12 protein-coding genes are annotated in these 17,661 nt (G+C 73.1%); 4 read left to right on the top strand and 8 right to left on the bottom strand.

The features are described 5' to 3' along the window. Positions 1–11 precede the first annotated feature (11 nt). The 6 genes from sucC to AB0M11_RS03630 form a co-directional block, all read right to left on the bottom strand. On the bottom strand, positions 12–1,193 hold the full coding sequence (gene sucC / locus AB0M11_RS03655) for an ADP-forming succinate--CoA ligase subunit beta (protein ID WP_046733149.1): 1,182 nt from the start codon (positions 1,191–1,193) through the stop codon (positions 12–14). A 497-nt stretch (positions 1,194–1,690) separates the two neighbouring features. Further along, entirely contained in the window at positions 1,691–2,044 is a 354-nt protein-coding gene (locus tag AB0M11_RS03650) for a hypothetical protein (protein ID WP_365700902.1), read from the bottom strand. Between the two features lie 235 nt (positions 2,045–2,279). Continuing rightward, positions 2,280–3,185, bottom strand: a complete 906-nt coding sequence (locus AB0M11_RS03645) for a hypothetical protein (protein ID WP_365700899.1) — start codon at positions 3,183–3,185, stop codon at positions 2,280–2,282. Between the two features lie 236 nt (positions 3,186–3,421). Continuing rightward, the gene (locus AB0M11_RS03640; RefSeq protein ID WP_365700897.1) at positions 3,422–4,819 is read right to left on the bottom strand and encodes a VWA domain-containing protein; all 1,398 of its coding nucleotides are present in this window, start codon (positions 4,817–4,819) and stop codon (positions 3,422–3,424) included. Next, entirely contained in the window at positions 4,816–7,263 is a 2,448-nt protein-coding gene (locus AB0M11_RS03635) for a DUF5682 family protein (RefSeq protein ID WP_365700895.1), read from the bottom strand. Before AB0M11_RS03635 ends, AB0M11_RS03640 begins: the two co-directional genes overlap by 4 nt. Further along, the gene (locus AB0M11_RS03630; protein WP_365700893.1) at positions 7,260–8,378 is read right to left on the bottom strand and encodes an AAA family ATPase; all 1,119 of its coding nucleotides are present in this window, start codon (positions 8,376–8,378) and stop codon (positions 7,260–7,262) included. The genes AB0M11_RS03635 and AB0M11_RS03630 overlap by 4 nt, the downstream gene beginning before the upstream one ends. A 132-nt stretch (positions 8,379–8,510) precedes the next feature. Here AB0M11_RS03630 and AB0M11_RS03625 point away from each other — a divergent pair, with 132 nt between their 5' ends. Together AB0M11_RS03625 and AB0M11_RS03620 are read left to right on the top strand one after the other, a co-directional pair. Then, the gene (locus tag AB0M11_RS03625; protein ID WP_365700891.1) at positions 8,511–9,866 is read left to right on the top strand and encodes an SWIM zinc finger family protein; all 1,356 of its coding nucleotides are present in this window, start codon (positions 8,511–8,513) and stop codon (positions 9,864–9,866) included. 160 nt (positions 9,867–10,026) lie between these two features. Then, positions 10,027–11,619 carry a DUF5691 domain-containing protein gene (locus AB0M11_RS03620; RefSeq protein ID WP_365700889.1) on the top strand — a complete coding sequence of 531 codons (1,593 nt, stop codon included), beginning with the start codon at positions 10,027–10,029 and terminating at the stop codon, positions 11,617–11,619. Between the two features lie 90 nt (positions 11,620–11,709). Here AB0M11_RS03620 and AB0M11_RS03615 read toward each other — a convergent pair whose 3' ends face one another. Then, entirely contained in the window at positions 11,710–12,126 is a 417-nt protein-coding gene (locus tag AB0M11_RS03615; protein ID WP_365700887.1) for a cobalamin B12-binding domain-containing protein, read from the bottom strand. A gap of 326 nt (positions 12,127–12,452) precedes the next feature. Between AB0M11_RS03615 and AB0M11_RS03610 the strand changes: the two genes are divergently transcribed. Then, complete coding sequence (locus AB0M11_RS03610; protein WP_365700885.1) at positions 12,453–13,316, top strand: alpha/beta fold hydrolase; 864 nt, start codon at positions 12,453–12,455, stop codon at positions 13,314–13,316. Between the two features lie 211 nt (positions 13,317–13,527). Beyond that, positions 13,528–15,003: a M23 family metallopeptidase gene (locus tag AB0M11_RS03605; protein WP_365700883.1), complete on the top strand. Its 1,476-nt coding sequence runs from the start codon at positions 13,528–13,530 to the stop codon at positions 15,001–15,003. A 55-nt stretch (positions 15,004–15,058) separates the two neighbouring features. On the opposite strand, the gene pcrA is transcribed toward AB0M11_RS03605, so the two are convergent. Further along, the gene (gene pcrA / locus AB0M11_RS03600; RefSeq protein WP_365700881.1) at positions 15,059–17,545 is read right to left on the bottom strand and encodes a DNA helicase PcrA; all 2,487 of its coding nucleotides are present in this window, start codon (positions 17,543–17,545) and stop codon (positions 15,059–15,061) included. Between the last annotated feature and the right edge of the window lie 116 nt (positions 17,546–17,661).

Raw genomic sequence — 17,661 nt, 5'->3', positions numbered from 1 at the left:
GTCCTGAGTGCTTACTTGGCGGCGTGGGCCAGCTCGGCGGCCTTGTCGGCCGCGCCGTCCATGGTGTCGACGCGCTGCACCAGCGGGTGGTTGGCGTCGGTGAGGATCTTGCGGCCCAGCTCGGCGTTGTTGCCGTCGAGGCGGACGACGAGCGGCTTGGAGACGTCCTCGCCGCGGTCCTCCAGGAGCTTCAGGGCCTGCACGATGCCGTTGGCGACCTCGTCGCACGCGGTGATGCCGCCGAAGACGTTGACGAAGACCGACTTGACGTCGGGGTCACCCAGGATGATCTCCAGGCCGTTGGCCATGACCTGGGCGGAGGCGCCGCCGCCGATGTCGAGGAAGTTGGCGGGCTTGACGCCACCGTGGTTCTCACCGGCGTAGGCGACGACGTCCAGGGTGCTCATGACGAGACCCGCGCCGTTGCCGATGATGCCGACCTCGCCGTCGAGCTTGACGTAGTTGAGGTTCTTCTCCTTGGCGGCGGCCTCCAGCGGGTTGGCCGCGGCCTTGTCGTGGAGCTCCTCCCAGTCCGCGTGGCGGAACTCGGCGTTGTCGTCCAGCGACACCTTGCCGTCGAGGGCGATGACGTCACCGGAGGCGACCTTCGCGAGCGGGTTGACCTCGACCAGAAGGGCGTCCTCCTTGATGAAGGTGTCCCACAGCCTGACCAGGACGTCGGCGACCTTGTCGGCGACCTCGGCCGGGAACTTCGCCGCGGCGACGATCTCCTTGGCCTTGGCCAGGTCCACACCGTCGATCGCGTCGATCGGCGTCTTGGCGACGGCCTCGGGGCGAGTGGCCGCCACCTCCTCGATCTCCATGCCGCCCTCGACGGAGGCGATGGAGAGGAAAGTGCGGTTGGCACGGTCGAGGAGGAAGGAGACGTAGTACTCCTCGAGGATCTCCGGGGCCGTCTCGGCGATCATCACCTTGTGGACCGTGTGGCCCTTGATGTCCATGCCGAGGATGTCCGTCGCACGGGCGACGGCCTCGTCCGCGGAGGCGGCCAGCTTGACGCCACCGGCCTTGCCGCGACCACCGACCTTCACCTGCGCCTTGACGACGGACTTGCCGCCCAGCCGCTCGGTGATCTCGCGCGCCGCCTCAGGCGTGTCGATGACTTCACCGGCCAGCACCGGTACATCGTGCTTGGCGAAGAGGTCCCTCGCCTGGTACTCGAACAGGTCCACGCGCTTCCGTCCCTATCAGTGATCTCGCGGTTCGTTGGATGCGTGGGCGTGCCGCGAAGGGCAACGTGACGTCCGCAATGAGTCACAAGGGGTGCGCACACGGTGTCCGAGCGCGCGGCATGTCCGTCTCGCAGATTATCGCCGCTCGCTGGGGGTCTCTAAATCGGGAGTCACACCTGAGCGGTGATACCTGTCACATGATGCCGGATATCCCTGGTTGATGTGGCACGGCGTGCCGCCTTGCCGGGGGACGTGCGAGGCCTCACCGGGCTGGGGTTGGCCCGGTGAGGCCTCTGGACCCGAGGATTTCCGGTCCTCGGGCCGGGCGGCCGCACCCCGCCCCCGGGAGAGGGCCGGCCCGAACCGTGAGCCCCGGCCGGACGGACCGACGGCATTCGGCCGCCCGCACCGGGCCACCCACGGAGCCACTGAGTCAGTCCGTGAGTCACGGAGTCAGTCCGTGAGTCACGGAGTCATGGAGTCACTGAGTCATGGAGTCACTGAGAACCGGTCAGCCGGGCCTGCGCCCCGCGGCCGGCCTCCGCCGCCATGGGGGTGAGGGCCAAGGGGAAGGGGCCGGAGGCGGTGTCCGTGAGCATGGTCGCGGCGCGGTCCTGAAGGGCCTGGGCGTGTGCTCGGGCTGTGGCCTGCGCCCTGGCCGTGGCCGTGGCGGCACGGGCCGCACGGGCGCCCTGGATGGCCTGGGCACCACGGATCCGGGTCGCCCGGCTGGAGACGACGGGCGGCTCTTCGGCGGCCCGTGGGCGTTCGGCCGCCACGGGCCGGCCGAACGCCCAGGCCCAGCTCCGGCCGGCTGCTGTGACCATGGAACGGCTGATGTACTCGTTCATGCGTGTGTCAGTCCTTCGGGCTCCGGCGCGCTCGTCACGCGCGGACGGAGCCGGGAGAGCTTCCGGTCAGGCCGGAAGCGCGGCTGGGGACATCGCCGCCCGGAGTGCACTCGGCCAGGGGAACCGAGGCGTGCTCACGGAGTCCAGGAGGGGGATCCGCAAGGGTCCGGACGGACGGGCAGACCTGTTCCGCCCCCGCGCGTCAGGTCTGTGGCGGGGAAGGTGGTCGCCGGTCCTAGCCGGGGAAGACCGGGATGTCCCCGTGCCTGTCCCGGGTCCCGGCCGCGTCGGCACGCGCGGCGGCACCGGGCGCGAGCCCGAACGGCGCCCGGCCGGCGAAGGTGACGGCGTGCGCGTCCCCGTGGCGGGAGGAGCCGCCGTCGACGGCCGACTTGCCCAGCACGCCGTCCGGATCTCCGATAGGCGCGGGATGGGCGGGAGCGTCGACGGCACGGTCGGCACGGTCGGCACGGTGGCCGCCGCTGCGCGTCGCCGCGGCGGGCGGGACGGGTGCGACGGCGATCCGCGGCCCGTAGGACACGGCGGTGGTCGCCGCCGTCTTCCTTTCCGCCGGGGTACGGGACTTCTCGTGCCCGGTGTCGTGCGTGACCAGTGTCCGCGGCTGCGCCTGCCCCCGGGCGGGACCGGGCGCCGGCGTCACCGGTGCCGGCTCGGCCGGCGGCTCGGAGACGACGGGTGGCACCGGAAGCTGCACCACGGGCACGCCGGGCAGCTGTGTCACCTGCCGCACCGTCTCGGCGAGCGTGTCGGTCAGGACCGAGACGACGGGAGAGACCACCGTCTCGGTCGCCGTCTCCGTCAGCGTCTTGGTCACCGTCGCCGTCACGGTCACGGTGTCACCCACCGTGCCGGTCACGGATCCGACGAGGTCATGGACGCCGTCCGTCACCGGCACGGGTTCGGCGCCGGGCTTCCGCGCGGCTCCCGGCACCCGATCGGAGGCCACCACGCCCGGCGGCGCCGCCTTCTGGGTCACGAGCGACGCCGATGACGGAGTCGCGGACCCCCGCTCGGCCGCCTGCGCCTGCTGCCCGCAGAGGAAACCGAGCGCGAGCAGTCCGCCGACCAGCAGCGCCAGGTGCAGCGCACGCCGTCCCGGCACCGTGCGCACCACGCGCACCGCGGCATCGGACAGAACTGCTGGCGAGGTCAAGACGGGGAGGACCCTCCCGTGCGGCGGAACAGAGCAGAGGTGGTCCAACGGCGTGAAGGCCGGTGAAAGACCAGTGGAGACTTCGATCCTTGCACGGCACTCCCGAGGGTGCGCAAGCCCCCCGTTACCGATGGACACTCATGTCCCTTTTGGCGGCGGCCCGGACATCGCCGAGTCGACAAGTCGCCCGTCCGCCGCGGTCGTCACGCGGGATCCGGCACCGGGATCGGCCGCTTCTCGATCGCCGCCGCCATCACCTCGGGGAAGAGGTCCGGCGTGCACGCGAACGCCGGTGCCCCCAGCGCGGCGAGCGCGGCCGCGTGCTCGCGGTCGTACGCGGGTGCCCCCTCGTCGGACAGCGCGAGCAGCGCCACGAACTGCACCCCCGCCGCCTTCATCGCCGCGACCCGCTTCAGCATCTCGTTGCGTATGCCGCCTTCGTAGAGGTCGCTGATGAGGACGACGACGGTCTCCGCCGGCCGGGTGATCTGCGACTGGCAGTAGGCCAGCGCCCGGTTGATGTCCGTACCGCCGCCGAGCTGGGTGCCGAACAGGACGTCCACCGGATCGTCGAGCTGGTCGGTGAGGTCGACCACCGCGGTGTCGAAGACGACGAGCCGGGTGTCGATCGACCGCATGGACGCCAGCACCGCCCCGAACACCGAGGCGTACACCACCGACGCGGCCATCGACCCGGACTGGTCGATGCAGAGCACGACTTCCTTCTTCACCGACTGCGACGCCCGCCCGTACCCGACGAGCCGCTCCGGCACGATCGTCCGGTACTCGGGGAGGTAGTGCTTGAGGTTGGCCGAGATCGTCCGGTTCCAGTCGATGTCGTGGTGACGCGGCCGGCTGACGCGGGCGCTGCGGTCGAGCGCGCCGGTGACGGTGGCCCGGGTACGGGTGGCCAGCCGCTTCTCCAGGTCCTCGACGACCTTGCGGACGACCGCCCGTGCCGTCTCCTTCGTCGTCTCCGGCATCGCCTTGTTGAGCGAGAGCAGGGTGCCGACCAGGTGCACGTCCGCCTCGACCGCCTCCAGCATCTCCGGTTCGAGCAGCAGCGAGGAGAGTCCGAGCCGGTCGATGGCGTCCCGCTGCATGACCTGGACCACGGAGGACGGGAAGTACCTCCGGATGTCGCCGAGCCAGCGCGCCACCGAGGGCGCGGACGCCCCGAGGCCCGCCGAACGCTCACGCCCCGACTGGGGTCTGTCCCCCTTCCCGTAGAGCGCGGCCAGCGTGCCGTCCATCGCCGCGTCCCGCCCCGACAGCACGCACCCGGTGCCGTCGGCGGCCTCGCCCCCGAGCACCAGCCGCCAGCGCCGCAGCCGCTCCCCGGCGGGCTCGCCGATGCCCCCGCCGACGCCGATGTCGCCGCCGACTCCGGTGACCTCCCCGACTCCGGTGTCCCCGCCGAGTCCGGTGTCCGTGCCGCCCGTGTCCGTCGCGCTCGCGATGGTGAGGTCCGCGACGGCCGGGTCCGAGATCGTCCCATCCGAGATCGTCGCACGCGCGGTCGTCGCGCCCGAGATCGTCGCACGCGCGGTCGTCGCGCCCGAGGTCGTCGCGTCCGTCGTGTCGGTGGTCGTCTTGGTCATCTCCCCGCCCCCACAAGGTCGTTGTCCGGTCCGGCCCCACCGGCGCCGGTCTCGTCCAGGCCGAGCAGCAGGCGCAGCACCGGCAGTACGGCGTCGGCACGCTCCGTGTCCGCCTCGGTGCCGAACCCCGGTGTCCCGCCGGCCCGCCCGGTCCCCTGGATCCGCTCCCCCGGGCCACGGCGCACCAGTTCGCCGATCGTCCGGCGCACGCCCGGCTCGTACACCGAGAACGTCCGCCGCAGCAGCGGCAGCACGTCCGTGAACGCATCCGCCGGCACTCCGGTCAGCCAGGCGTCGACCAGGCCGAGCAGCCGCTCGTCGTGCACCAGCAGCATCCCGCCCCCGCCGTTCCCGCCGACGAACCCCTCGATCCAGGCGGCCGCGTCCGCCGGCGGGGTCCCCGGCGAGAGCACCAGCCCCATCAGCCGGGCCGCCTCCTGGGGCGCCAGCTCCCCCTCGTCCAGCAGGATCCGCACGGCCCGGCCCCGCAGCACCCCGGGCAGGCTGTCCCGCCCGGCCAGCGTGCGCAGCACGGTCCGCCAGCGATGCCGGAGGTCACGGTGGCCCGGGTCGCCCTCCGCCGCCGGCTCGGCCAGCAGCCCCACCGCCGTGTGCACCGCGTCCACGTGGCCGCGCATCTCCTCGGCCGCGTCCCCGTCGAGGGCGGCGCAGGCCGGCGGGAGCCCGACGAAGACCCGCTCGGCGAGGCCCGCGGCGACCTCGGCGAGCGCCCTGGTGTCGGTGCCCCGGACATCGCCGTAGCGCAGGGCGCGCACCAGGGCCGGCAGGGCCTGGGCGAGATGGCCTACGTCCGTGTCCAGCGCGGCCCGGTCGGCGAGCGCCCGCATCACCACCGGCAGGGCGTCCGCCAGCCCGGCGAGCAGGCAGTGCTCGGCGAGCCCGGTGACCTCGGCGAGGGCGCTCGCGTGCACCGCGTCCGCCTCGGCCCTGGCCGACGCCGCGCCCTCGACGGTGGTCCCCCACACCCCGGCCTCGGCCACCCGCACCGACAGCTCAGGCTCCCAGCGCAGCCGCCAGGTCTCCCGGAACGTGCCCGTGCTCCCCCGCGAGCGCACCGGCTCGCCCCATTCGACGCCGAGCAGCCGCAGCCGGTGCAGCAGCCTGCTGCGCCCGGCGTCGGTCTCCTTGCGCAGGTCGAGCTCCAGCTCCCGCTCCAACGCCTCCGGCTTGAGCCGGAGCCGGCGCTGCTCCCGGGCCAGGTCCCGCTGCAACGGCACCGCGGGCGCCGCCTCCGGCACCTCCCCCAGCGCGTCCCCGACCACCAGCCGGTCGTGCACCAGCGCCAGCGGGACGTCCGAACCCTCGCACAGGACCGCCCGCACCGCGTCGGTCGTCTCGCCGAGGCCGGGCAGCGGGCGGCCGCGCATCACGGCCAGCGCCCGAGCCAGCCGCACCGCCTCGATGACATGGGCCGAGGAGACGATCCGGTCCTCCTCGCGCAGCAGTCCGGCCACCTTGGTGAGCCACCGCTCCACCGGCCGGTCCGGGGCCCGGAACAGATGCCCGTACCAGCCCGGCGAGTCGATGCCGGCGCCGTATCCGCTCGACCGGGCCAGTCGGCGGTTCGTCCACGGAACCCAGGTCATGTCCGTCCTGACCTTGGGCAACCCCTTGAGCAGCTCCCGGTCGGCGGCGACGGTGGTTCTCGCGCGCAGCGCCGGCACGTGCCAGGCCCCGCACACCACTGCGACCTCCTCCCCGAACTCCCGCTGCGCTGTCCGCAGCCGGAGCCGCATGTGCGCCTCCCGCACGGGGTCCCGGTCCCGGCCGCCGGTCCCGTAAGCCTCCCGCAGGGCCGTCATCGCCTCCGCCACCGCCGCGAACGGCGCGAACACGTCGCGGTCCGCGGCCTCGCCCCGGTGCTCGACGACGTCCTCCCACCAACGCTCGGGATCGTCGTAACCGGCGGCCTCGGCGAGGGCGGCGAGGGGATCGACCCGCATCCGCAGCTCGGCGGCGGGGGCGGCGTCCCGGGGACCGTCCGCTTCGGCGCCGGACCCGGCGGTCCGGGTGCCGGGGGCGTCGCTCTCGGGGCCGGGGGGCGTGGCCGGTGCCTTCTGCGCTTGCTCCCAGGCCAGTGTGTGCGTGGCCGGGAGGTCGATGAAGCGGGCCGGGACCTCGTGTTCCAGGGCCCAGCGGATCGCCACCCACTCGGGGCTGAAGTCGGCCAGCGGCCAGAACGCCGAGCGGCCGGGTTCGTCCACGGCATGCGCGAGCAGCGCAACCGGTGGCCGCATCTGCGGGTCGGCGGCCAGCGGGATGAGCGCGTCGGCCTCGGGCGGCCCCTCGATCAGCACGGCCCGCGGCCGGGCGGCGTCCAGCGCGGCCCGCACCGCCCGCGCGGAGCCGGGCCCGTGGTGCCGTACTCCGAGCAGCAGCGGCCCCGGGCCGGGCGACCGCCGCCACCGCGCGTCGTCGCTCATGCGCTCACCTCGCGGCAGGCGCGGTAGAAGTCCTTCCAGTCGTCCCGCTCGCGGACGACCGTCTCCAGGTACTCCTGCCAGATGACCCGGTCGGCGGCCGGGTCCCGGACGACCGCCCCGAGGATGCCGGCCGCGACGTCACCGGCCCGCAGCACGCCGTCCCCGAAGTGGGCCGCCAGGGCGAGGCCTCCCGTGACGACGGAGATCGCCTCGGCCGTGGACAGCGTGCCGCTCGGCGACTTGAGCTTGGTGCGGCCGTCGGCGGTGACGCCGTCGCGCAGCTCCCGGAAGACGGTGACGACACGGCGGATCTCCTCGATGCCGTCCGGCACGGCCGGCAGGTCCAGGGAACGGCCGATCTGGTCGACGCGGCGCGCCACGATGTCGACCTCGGCGTCCGGGCTCTCCGGCAGCGGCAGGACGACGGTGTTGAAGCGGCGGCGCAGGGCGCTGGAGAGCTCGTTGACCCCCCGGTCGCGGTCGTTGGCGGTGGCGATCAGGTTGAAGCCGCGGACCGCCTGCACCTCCTGGCCCAGCTCGGGGATCGGCAGGGTCTTCTCGGACAGGATGGTGATGAGCGTGTCCTGCACGTCGGCCGGGATCCGGGTGAGCTCCTCGACTCGCGCCGTCATCCCGTCCGCCATCGCCCGCATCACCGGGCTCGGCACCAGGGCGGCCCGGCTGGGGCCGTGGGCCAGCAGCCGGGCGTAGTTCCAGCCGTAGCGGATCGCCTCCTCCGGCGTGCCGGCCGTGCCCTGCACCAGCAGGGTGGAATCGCCGCTGACGGCGGCCGCCAGGTGCTCGGAGACCCAGGTCTTGGCGGTGCCGGGCACACCGAGCAGGAGCAGGGCGCGGTCGGTGGCGAGCGTGGTGACGGCGACCTCGACGATGCGGCGCGGTCCGACGTACTTCGGTGTGATCACCGTGCCGTCCGGCAACACGCCGCCGAGCAGATAGGTGGCCACCGCCCACGGCGACAGCTTCCAGCGGGCCGGACGCGGCCGGTCGTCCTGTGCGGCCAGCGCCGCGAGTTCGGCGGCGAAGGCCTGCTCGGCGTGCGGTCGCAGCGCGCTGTCGACGGTCGTCGGGTCGGTCGGTTCCACGGACACAGTCATGGCTGAGGCCCCCTCCAGCTCGGCCGGTTCGGATCTGGTGTCCACCGTGCACCACGCCACTGACAATCGCCCTGACCTGCACAAACGAGTCCGCAAGGGTGATTGTCAGTGGCGGGATCTACCTTCGATGGCATGACTCAGCAGGGGGTGCGCTGGAGTGCGGACCAGGTGCTGGCCTTGGCGCCTGACGCCGCGTCACGCAAGGCGGGAAGCAGACTCGGAGCGGCAGGGCCGTGGTCCGGGACCGGGAGCGGCGAGGAGGGGGCGGTATGGGGACTGTGCAAGGGCAGTGGCAGCAAGCCGTACCAGACGGTCGTGGACATCGCCGACCCGGCGGGTCCCGCCTACAAGTGCAGCTGCCCGAGCCGGAAGTTCCCCTGCAAGCACGCCCTGGGACTGCTTCTGCTCTGGGCGGGCGGGGACGACTCGGTGCCGGCGGCGGAACAGGCACCTGACTGGGCCGAGCAGTGGCTCGCGGGCAGACGCCGGCGCGCGGAGGAGAAACAGCCCACGGGCGGCGGGAGTTCCCCGGCCGCCGCTGATCCCGAGGCGGCCCGGCGCCGGGCGGAGAAGCGGGCCGAGCGGGTGACGGCGGGCGCCACGGAGCTGGAGCAGCGCCTGTCCGACCTGCTGCGCGGCGGCCTGGCCGCGGCCGAGCAGGCGGGATACGGGCTGTGGGAGGAGACGGCGGCCCGCATGGTCGACGCGCAGGCCCCCGGGCTTGCCTCGCGCGTGCGGGAGTTGGGGGCGATACCGGGCTCGGGTCCGGGCTGGCCGGTGCGGCTGCTGGAGGAGTGCGCACTGCTGCACCTCCTCGACCAGGGCTGGCTGCGCCGTGACCGGCTCCCGGCGCACCTCGCGGCCACGGTCCGCTCCCGGGTCGGCCTGCCCGCCTCGGCGGACGGTCCGCCGGTGCGCGACCGGTGGCTGGTCCTCGCCCAGTACGACACGGTGGACGTGAAACTGACGACCCGCCGGATCTGGCTGCACGGCGCCGACACGCGCCGTACGGCACTGCTCCTCTCCTACGGCGCGGCCGGTCGCGCCCCGGAGCTGGCACTGCCGGTCGGCCTCGCCCTGGAGGCGGAGCTGTCCGCCTATCCGGGCGCGGGCCGGCACCGCGCGGCGCTGGGCGAGCGGTTCGCCGCACCCGTGCCACTGCCGGTGCGGCCGCCGGGCGTGCCGACGGCGCAGGCGGCGGCTCGGTACGGGGAGGCGCTGCGCGACGACCCCTGGCTGGAGTCGGTGCCGGTGACCCTGGACCGGGTCGTGCCCGTCCCGGACGGCGACTCCTGGCAACTGGCGGACGCGGAGGGCGATTCGGCACTGCCCCTCGCTCCGGCCGCCCGCTCAGGGCCGGGTCTGTGGCGGCTGGTCGCGCTGTCGGGGGGTGCGCCGGTCACGGTCTTCGGCGAGTGCGGCCACCGCGGCTTCGTCCCGTTGACGGCCTGGCCGGAGAAAGCAGGAGAGGCGGTGCCGCTGTGCTGACCCGGCCGACGCCCGGCCCCACGCGCGCGACCACTCGGACACCCCACGGAACTCGTGAGCCTCGCGGACCTCATGACCCTCACCATGCTCACGACACTCACCATGCTCACGACGCTCGCGGAACTCGCGGAACTCGCGGAACTCGCGGAAAGGAGTCCCCGTGACGGCTTGGGAGGATCTCGTCACCACGGCCCTGCTGGGCACGGACCGGCGTCCGCCCACGACCGGCGCGCCCGGCCGTGCGGCTCCCGCGGCCCTGCTGGACGAGGCGGCCGTGGCGACCGTGCGGCGCCGGGCCGGGCTGCGGCCCGCACCGGCCGCCAACCGCCCCGAACCCGCCCCCGAGGATCCGCGCCCCACGCCGCCGGCCGCCGCGGTACGCAGGCTGGCGATGCTGCTGGCCGACCGCCCCGGCACCTTGGCCGGTGGCCGTCGGGGCACCTCGCCCGACCTGATGGAACTGCTGCCGCAGTGGCTCGCGGCGGCCAACGCGCGCGGGTTCGCGGCGCCCCCGCAGACGCTGCCCGCGCTGCTGGACGCGGCCCGGGGCCGTACCGATCTGCGGCCCGCCGCGCTGGCCTTCGCCGGACCGCGCGCTCTGTGGCTGGCCAGGCTCAACCAGGACTGGCGGTTCGCCCTGCGCGCGGTCCCGGGCGGCGGCGCGGCCCTGCCCGGCCCCGAGGACACCGACGCGATACGCCGGTTGTGGCAGGAGGGGCTGTTCGCCGAGCGGGTCGCGCTGCTGGCCGCGCTGCGGGCCCGGACGCCCGAGGCGGCGCGCGAGCTGCTGGCCGGGACCTGGCCGACCGAGCGGGCCGAGGACCGGCTGATGTTCCTCGACTCGCTGCGCACGGGACTCGCCGCCGGGGACGAGCCGTTCCTGGAGCAGGCCCTGTCGGACCGGAGCCGTAACGTGCGGACGACGGCGGCGGAGTTGCTGTCCGCGCTGCCCGGCTCGGCACTGGCCGGGCGGATGGCGGTGCGGGCCGGGGCGTGCGTGGCGGTCGATCACACCGGGGACGGGCCGGTGATCGCGGTGGAGGCACCGCCGGAGTGCGACCCGGGGATGGAGCGCGACGGGGTGGTGGCCAAACCGCCGACCGGGCGGGGCGAGCGGTCCTGGTGGCTGGGGCAGTTGGTGGAGGCGGCCCCGCTCGCCACCTGGCCGGCCCGGCTCGGTGGCCGTACGCCGAAGGAGATCGTGGCGCTGCCGGTGGCGGACGGCTGGCAGGGTGAGCTGCACGCGGCCTGGTGCCGGGCGGCCGTGCGGCAGCGGGACGCCGAGTGGGCGAGAGCACTGCTCGGGGTTCCGGCGGCACCGGAGGCAGGCGGTCCGGGCGCGGTGTCCCTCGCCGAGCGCGCCAAGCTGCTGGGCACGCTGGGGGCCGAGGAGCGGGCCGGCTGGGTGGCCGGGTTCATCGCGGCGCACGGTCTGTCGGAGGCGTTCCAACTGCTCGGTGTCTGCGCCGTGCCGTGGTCCGCGCCGCTCGGCCGGTCCGTGGTGGACGCCCTCAACATCGCGCGTGACGCGGGGAGTTACCCGTGGAGCTTCAGCGGGGTGATGGGCCTGGCCGAGCGCTGCCTGGATCCCGCCGAAGCCGGCCGCCTGGACGCGCTCCTGGCGATACCGGACGAACGCGAGGACGCCTCGCCGGGCGCCGGAGGCTACTGGTCGGAGGCCTTCCAGCGCCTGGTGACCACGCTCAGACTACGGGCGGCGATGCTGGCGGAGCTTGACGACCACGCCCCGTAAGGGGGCGCCGGGAACCGCGCGACCGGCGCCCACCGGCCCGCGGTCCACACACGACCCGCACCACCGGCGTCGGCCCTCCGCCCCCGCGGACTAGGCCCCGGTCGGCTGTCGCACGTTCTCCCGCACCCACTCCACGATCGACGCCATGGTCGCCCCCGGCGTGAAGATCGCGGCGACGCCCTTCTCCTTGAGGGAGGCGATGTCGTCCTCGGGGATGATGCCGCCGCCGAAGACGAGGATGTCCTCGGCGTCACGCTCCTTGAGGAGGTCGATGACCGCGGCGAACAGCGTGTTGTGGGCGCCGGAGAGGATGGAGAGGCCGATGGCGTCGGCGTCCTCCTGGATGGCCGTGTCGACGATCTGCTCCGGCGTCTGGTGGAGCCCGGTGTAGATGACCTCCATGCCCGCGTCGCGCAGCGCCCGCGCGATGACCTTGGCCCCGCGGTCGTGGCCGTCGAGCCCCGGCTTGGCCACCACCACACGGATCGGGCCGGATGCCACACCCATCACTGCCTCCATGACCATGCAACGAACACGCCGACATCCATCCGTACCGAGAAGTACCGCACATTCGGCGCGTTCCGCCACCTGCCTCGCGTGAACGAACGTTATCCACAGGATCCCGCGACCGGCAGTTTCACGGAGGTTACAGAGGGGGAAATCACAGAAAGCGGGACACGTCAGGGAGCCGCAGGGCGGTCCGCGGGGACAGCACGGGCACGCGACGCGGCAGGTTGTCGCGCCCCGCCCGCCCCGCCGCCTCCGTCCGGCCTCCCCAATGAGGGCACACGGGGGACGGAGCGGTCCTCGGCGTGCCGACAGGAGGCCGGCCGATGAAGGTCACCGAGGTACTGGAGCCCTTTCTCCCGTTCTGCCGCCGCCTCGTGCCCAGCAGGCTGGCCGGCCTGTCGCTGGCCCTCCTGAAGTCCACCGCCCTGGAGGCCGCGATCCTGGCCGGGCATCTGCTGCTCTACCCGACGGGCCTCACCCCGGAGCGCCGCCCGCCCGTACCGCCGGTTCCGCCCGCGGAGCCCGAGGGCACGGCCCGGCTGCCGGTCCGGGCGGCCCCGCCGGTGGTGCTGCTGCACGGCTTCATCGACAACCGCTCGGTCTTCGTCCTGCTGCGCCGCACCCTCGCCCAGCACGGCGGGCAGCGCGTCGAGTCGCTCAACTACTCGCCGCTGACCTGCGACATCCGCACCGCCGCCGAGCTGCTCGGCCGGCACATCGAGGAGATCTGCGAGCGCACCGGCGCCGGCCGGGTCGACGTCGTCGGACACAGTCTGGGCGGTCTGATCGCCCGCTACTACGTCCAGCGCCTCGGCGGTGACCTGCGCGTCCGCACCCTGGTGACGCTCGGCACCCCGCACGGCGGCACCCGGGTGGCACCGCTCGCGGACGCGCACCCGATCGTGCGGCAGATGCGCCCCGGTTCGCAGGTGATCGAGGAGCTGAACCGGCCCGCGCCCGGCTGCCGTACCCGGTTCGTGAGCTTCTGGAGCGACCTCGACTCGGTGATGGAGCCGGTGGAGACGGCCCGTATCGACCACCCGGACCTGATGGTGACGAACGTGCGGGTGACGGGGATCGGCCACCTGGCCCTGCCCGTCCACCCGGCGATCGCCACCGGTATACGGCAGGCCCTCGACGAAACACACCCGGAGGACCGGGTCACGGAAGGCCTCACGGTGGCCTGACGGTGGCCTGGCGGTGGCCTGCCGCGGCCACTTCTCCTCGAACACTCATCGAACACAAGGCCAAACCCGTGCCCGCCGTCCCCCGAAACACGGCCGAATGCCCGTTTCCCGTCATAGCGAAACCTGTTGAAGATTGTCGCGCCCGCATACCGCCGGGTACAGTCGCCGCACTGCTCTGGCAGCCCCTGTTGTCGAGGCGAAAGAGAAGTTGGTGGACGACCGTCACCCGTCGGGGACCATGACCACCCCGGCACCGGCTTCCGACGCCGATCCGGCGCACTACGCGTCGTACGGCACCCAGGAAGCCCAGTACGGGGACTTCACCACGTACGGCGACCACACCGCCGCCGGTGCCTCCTTCCACAGCGACCCGCTCTTCGGCAGCCTTCCGGGCCAGGGCCAGGGCACCGGCGGGTACGACACCACCCAGTGGCAGACGTCCGGCGGCCAGACCCTGAACTACGACCCGTACGCGGCCCAGCACCACGCCGCCTACGACTCCGGCGCCTACGACAGCACCGCCTGGACCGTTCCGGCCCAGGGGACGGCCACCGACACCGGCGGCCACTGGGACGCGAACGCCTGGCTCCAGCCCGACCAGTCGGCCGTGGCCGGCGCGACGCAGCAGTGGGAGTGGGGCACTCAGGCCTTCGACACCGGCGTGTACGACGCCACGCAGTGGAACTCCGACGGCACGCCGGCCCAGAACGCCGAGACCGAGCACGACCGTTCCTACGAGGAGTCCGCCGAGTTCCCGGAGCCCGCGGAATTCCAGGAGACCGCGGAGTCCGCGGAGTCCGCTGATGCCGCGGTTGCCTCTGACGCCGCGGAGGACTTCCCGCAGGACCTGGAATTGGCCGCCACTGGTGAACTGCCTGCAGTAACGCCACTGCTGGACGATCAGGAAGAGGTCACCCCGGCGGCGGCCCGCGCCGGCTCCCGCGCGGGGGCGCGTTCCCGCCGCCGTCCGCCGCCCAAGCGGTCCGCACTGCTGACGGTCGCCGTGCCCTCGGTGTGCGTCATGGGGGTCGCCGGGATCGCCGCCGCCTCCGTCGGCGGTCTGACCGACGACAACAAGGACACCACGGCCTCCGCCTCCGACGCCCAGTCGGTGAAACCGTCCGCCGCCAACAGCAGGCTGGACGCCCAGCTGAGGACGCTCTCGGCGGGTGCCGACGACTTCGCCGACCGGGCCAGCCGGACGCAGGAACGCATCGACCTCAAGGCCCAGCAGGAGACCGAGAAGAAGAAGGCGGCGGCGGAGGCGGCCCGCAAGGAGCGGCTGCGCCCGAAGTACGTGCTGCCGGTCACGCAGAAGGGCCTCAGCGCCTACTTCGGCCAGGCCGGCGTCAACTGGATGTCCGTCCACACGGGCATCGACTTCCCCGTCTCCTACGGCACGACGGTGATGGCCGCGACCGACGGCGTCGTCTCCACCAAGTGGAACAGCGCCTACGGCAACATGATGATCGTGACGGCGAAGGACGGCACGGAGACGTGGTACTGCCACCTCTCGTCGTACCGCGTCGCCGCCGGTACGACGGTGAAGGCCGGCGACCCGATCGCGTACTCCGGCAACTCCGGCAACTCGACAGGCCCGCACCTGCACTTCGAGGTGCGCCCGGCCGGCGGCGCCGCCATAGACCCGCTGCCGTGGCTGCGCAGCCACGGACTCGACCCGACCTGACCTGACCGGTGCGGTGGGCCCCGCCGCCGCGAGGCCCGGTCCTGCGTCTGCTCCGCTACAGCTTCTCCACCGGCGCGTACCGCAGCAGCAGCCGCTTCGGCTTGGTGTCGCCGAAGTCGATCGTCGCCTCCGCGTTGCCACCGGTGCCCTTCACCGCGACGACCGTGCCGAGGCCGAACTGGTCGTGGGTGACGCGGTCGCCGACGGCCAGCGAGACCACCGGCTTCTCCGAGGTCCGCCGGGTGGCGAAGCCGGACGCGCCGGACGCCGAGGAGCGCGAGCGGGTCGAGGAGAGCGAGGCCGCCACACCCGCCGCGGGCCCGGAGGAGATTGGCGCCATCGCGCCCGTCCGCTTCCACTCCAGATACGCGCCCGGGATCTCCTCCAGGAAGCGCGAGGGCGGGTTGTACGACGGCTGGCCCCAGGCGCTGCGCATCGACGACCGGGTGAGGTACAGCCGCTCCCGCGCGCGCGTGATGCCGACGTAGGCGAGGCGCCGCTCCTCCTCCAGCTCCTTGGTCTGGCCGAGGGCGCGCATGTGCGGGAAGACGCCGTCCTCCATGCCGGTCAGGAACACCACCGGGAACTCGAGGCCCTTGGCGGTGTGCAGGGTCATCAGGGTGATGACGCCGTCGCCGTTCTCGTCCTCGTCGGGGATCTGGTCGGAGTCGGCGACCAGGGCCACCCGCTCCAGGAAGTCGGCGAGCCCGCCCGACTGCTCGCCCTCGCCGGACTCCTGCTCGAACTCCAGCGCCACGGAGGCGAGTTCCTGGAGGTTCTCGATGCGGGTCTCGTCCTGGGGGTCCGTGGAGTTCTGCAACTCGGCCAGGTATCCGGTGCGTTCGTAGATCGCTTCCAGGACTGTGGCGGGTCCGGCGCCGGACTCCACGACCGTGCGGAGGTCCTCCATGAGCGTGTTGAACCGCTTGACCGCGTTCGTCGACCGCGCGGCCATGCCGTACGCCTCGTCGACGCGCTTGAGCGCCTGCGGGAAGCTGATCTTCTCGCGCTGGGCGAGGGCGTCGATCATCGCCTCCGCGCGGTCGCCGATGCCGCGCTTGGGGACGTTGAGGATGCGCCGGAGCGGGACGGAGTCCTCCGGGTTGGCCAGCACCCGCAGGTAGGCCAGGACGTCCCGGACCTCCTTGCGCTCGTAGAAGCGGACCCCGCCGACGACCTTGTAGGGCAGGCCGACGCGGATGAAGATCTCCTCGAAGACACGGGACTGCGCGTTGGTGCGGTAGAAGACGGCGACGTCGCCGGCCTTCGCCTCGCCCGCGTCCGTCAGACGGTCTATCTCGTCGGCGACGAACTGCGCCTCGTCGTGCTCGGTGTCGGCGACGTAGCCGGTGATCTGCGCGCCCGCGCCCGCGTTGGTCCACAGGTTCTTCGGGCGGCGGGACTCGTTGCGCTCGATGACCGCGTTGGCGGCGCTCAGGATCGTCTGCGTGGAGCGGTAGTTCTGTTCGAGGAGGATCGTGGTCGCGTTCGGGTAGTCCTCCTCGAACTGGAGGATGTTGCGGATGGTCGCGCCGCGGAAGGCGTAGATCGACTGGTCGGCGTCACCCACGACGCACAGCTCGGCGGGCTCCAGGTCCTGCTCGCCGGGCGGGGTGCTCTCGTCGTGTGCGCCGGTGCCGACCAGCTCGCGCACGAGCGCGTACTGGGCGTGGTTGGTGTCCTGGTACTCGTCGACCAGGACGTGCCGGAAGCGGCGGCGGTAGTGCTCGGCGACGTCCGGGAAGGCGCGCAGCAGGTTGACCGTCGTCATGATCAGGTCGTCGAAGTCGAGGGCGTTCGCCTCGCGCAGCCGCGACTGGTAGAGGGCGTAGGCCTGCGCGAGGGTCTTCTCGAAACCGTCGGTGGCCTGGGCGGCGAAGTCCTCCTCGTCGATCAGCTCGTTCTTGAGGTTGCTGATCTTGGCGCTGAAGGACTTGGGCGGGTAGCGCTTGGGGTCGAGGTCCAGGTCGCGGCAGACCAGGGCCATCAGGCGCTTGGAGTCGGCCGCGTCGTAGATCGAGAAGGAGGAGGTGAAGCCGAGCTTCTTGCTCTCCCTGCGCAGGATCCGGACGCAGGCGCTGTGGAACGTCATCACCCACATCGCATGCGCACGCGGGCCGACGAGGTGCTCGACTCGCTCCTTCATCTCGCCCGCGGCCTTGTTGGTGAAGGTGATCGCGAGGATCTGGCCCGGGTGCACCTGGCGCGCGCCGAGCAGGTGGGCGATGCGGTGGGTGAGCACGCGCGTCTTGCCGGAACCGGCGCCGGCCACGATGAGCAACGGGGAACCGGCATGGACGACGGCCGCCCGCTGGTTCTCGTTCAGCCCCTCCAGGAGCGCGGCCGGGTCCAGGACCGGACGGGCGGCGCCGTCGCGGTAGTGGGCGTCCCGGTCCGGGGGCACGTCGAACTTCCCGCCGAACAGATCGTCCGGAACCGACTCCGGAGCGTGCTCGTCCTCGGGCGGCGGCGGGGGTTCCTCGTCGTGGCCGCGGGGGGCCTGGAGGCTCGCCAGGAAGCTGTCGTCAAAGAGGCTGCTCATCGCTCTCCGAGTCTAGGGCGCCCCACCGACAACCGGTCGCCACCCCGGAAAGTCGCCCGGATGACCGCACCGATCCACTCCGTCACGGCCGGTCGGCGCGCGCCTCGGCGCCGGGA

Source organism: Streptomyces sp. NPDC051987, from assembly GCF_040680735.1.
Lineage (GTDB): Bacteria > Actinomycetota > Actinomycetes > Streptomycetales > Streptomycetaceae > Streptomyces.
Note: the sequence above shows the minus strand (reverse complement) of the source record. Positions and strands in the feature narration are given on the sequence as shown.

What these genes read in the sequence shown, in the direction of transcription:
- AB0M11_RS03650 (WP_365700902.1), bottom strand. Translation starts at nt 2,044, where the DNA reads ATGAACGAGTACATCAGCCGTTCCATGGTCACAGCAGCCGGCCGGAGC.
- AB0M11_RS03640 (WP_365700897.1), bottom strand. Translation starts at nt 4,819, where the DNA reads ATGACCAAGACGACCACCGACACGACGGACGCGACGACCTCGGGCGCG.
- AB0M11_RS03635 (WP_365700895.1), bottom strand. Translation starts at nt 7,263, where the DNA reads ATGAGCGACGACGCGCGGTGGCGGCGGTCGCCCGGCCCGGGGCCGCTG.
- AB0M11_RS03630 (WP_365700893.1), bottom strand. Translation starts at nt 8,378, where the DNA reads ATGACTGTGTCCGTGGAACCGACCGACCCGACGACCGTCGACAGCGCG.
- AB0M11_RS03625 (WP_365700891.1), top strand. Translation starts at nt 8,511, where the DNA reads ATGACTCAGCAGGGGGTGCGCTGGAGTGCGGACCAGGTGCTGGCCTTG.
- AB0M11_RS03615 (WP_365700887.1), bottom strand. Translation starts at nt 12,126, where the DNA reads ATGGGTGTGGCATCCGGCCCGATCCGTGTGGTGGTGGCCAAGCCGGGG.
- AB0M11_RS03610 (WP_365700885.1), top strand. Translation starts at nt 12,453, where the DNA reads ATGAAGGTCACCGAGGTACTGGAGCCCTTTCTCCCGTTCTGCCGCCGC.
- pcrA (WP_365700881.1), bottom strand. Translation starts at nt 17,545, where the DNA reads ATGAGCAGCCTCTTTGACGACAGCTTCCTGGCGAGCCTCCAGGCCCCC.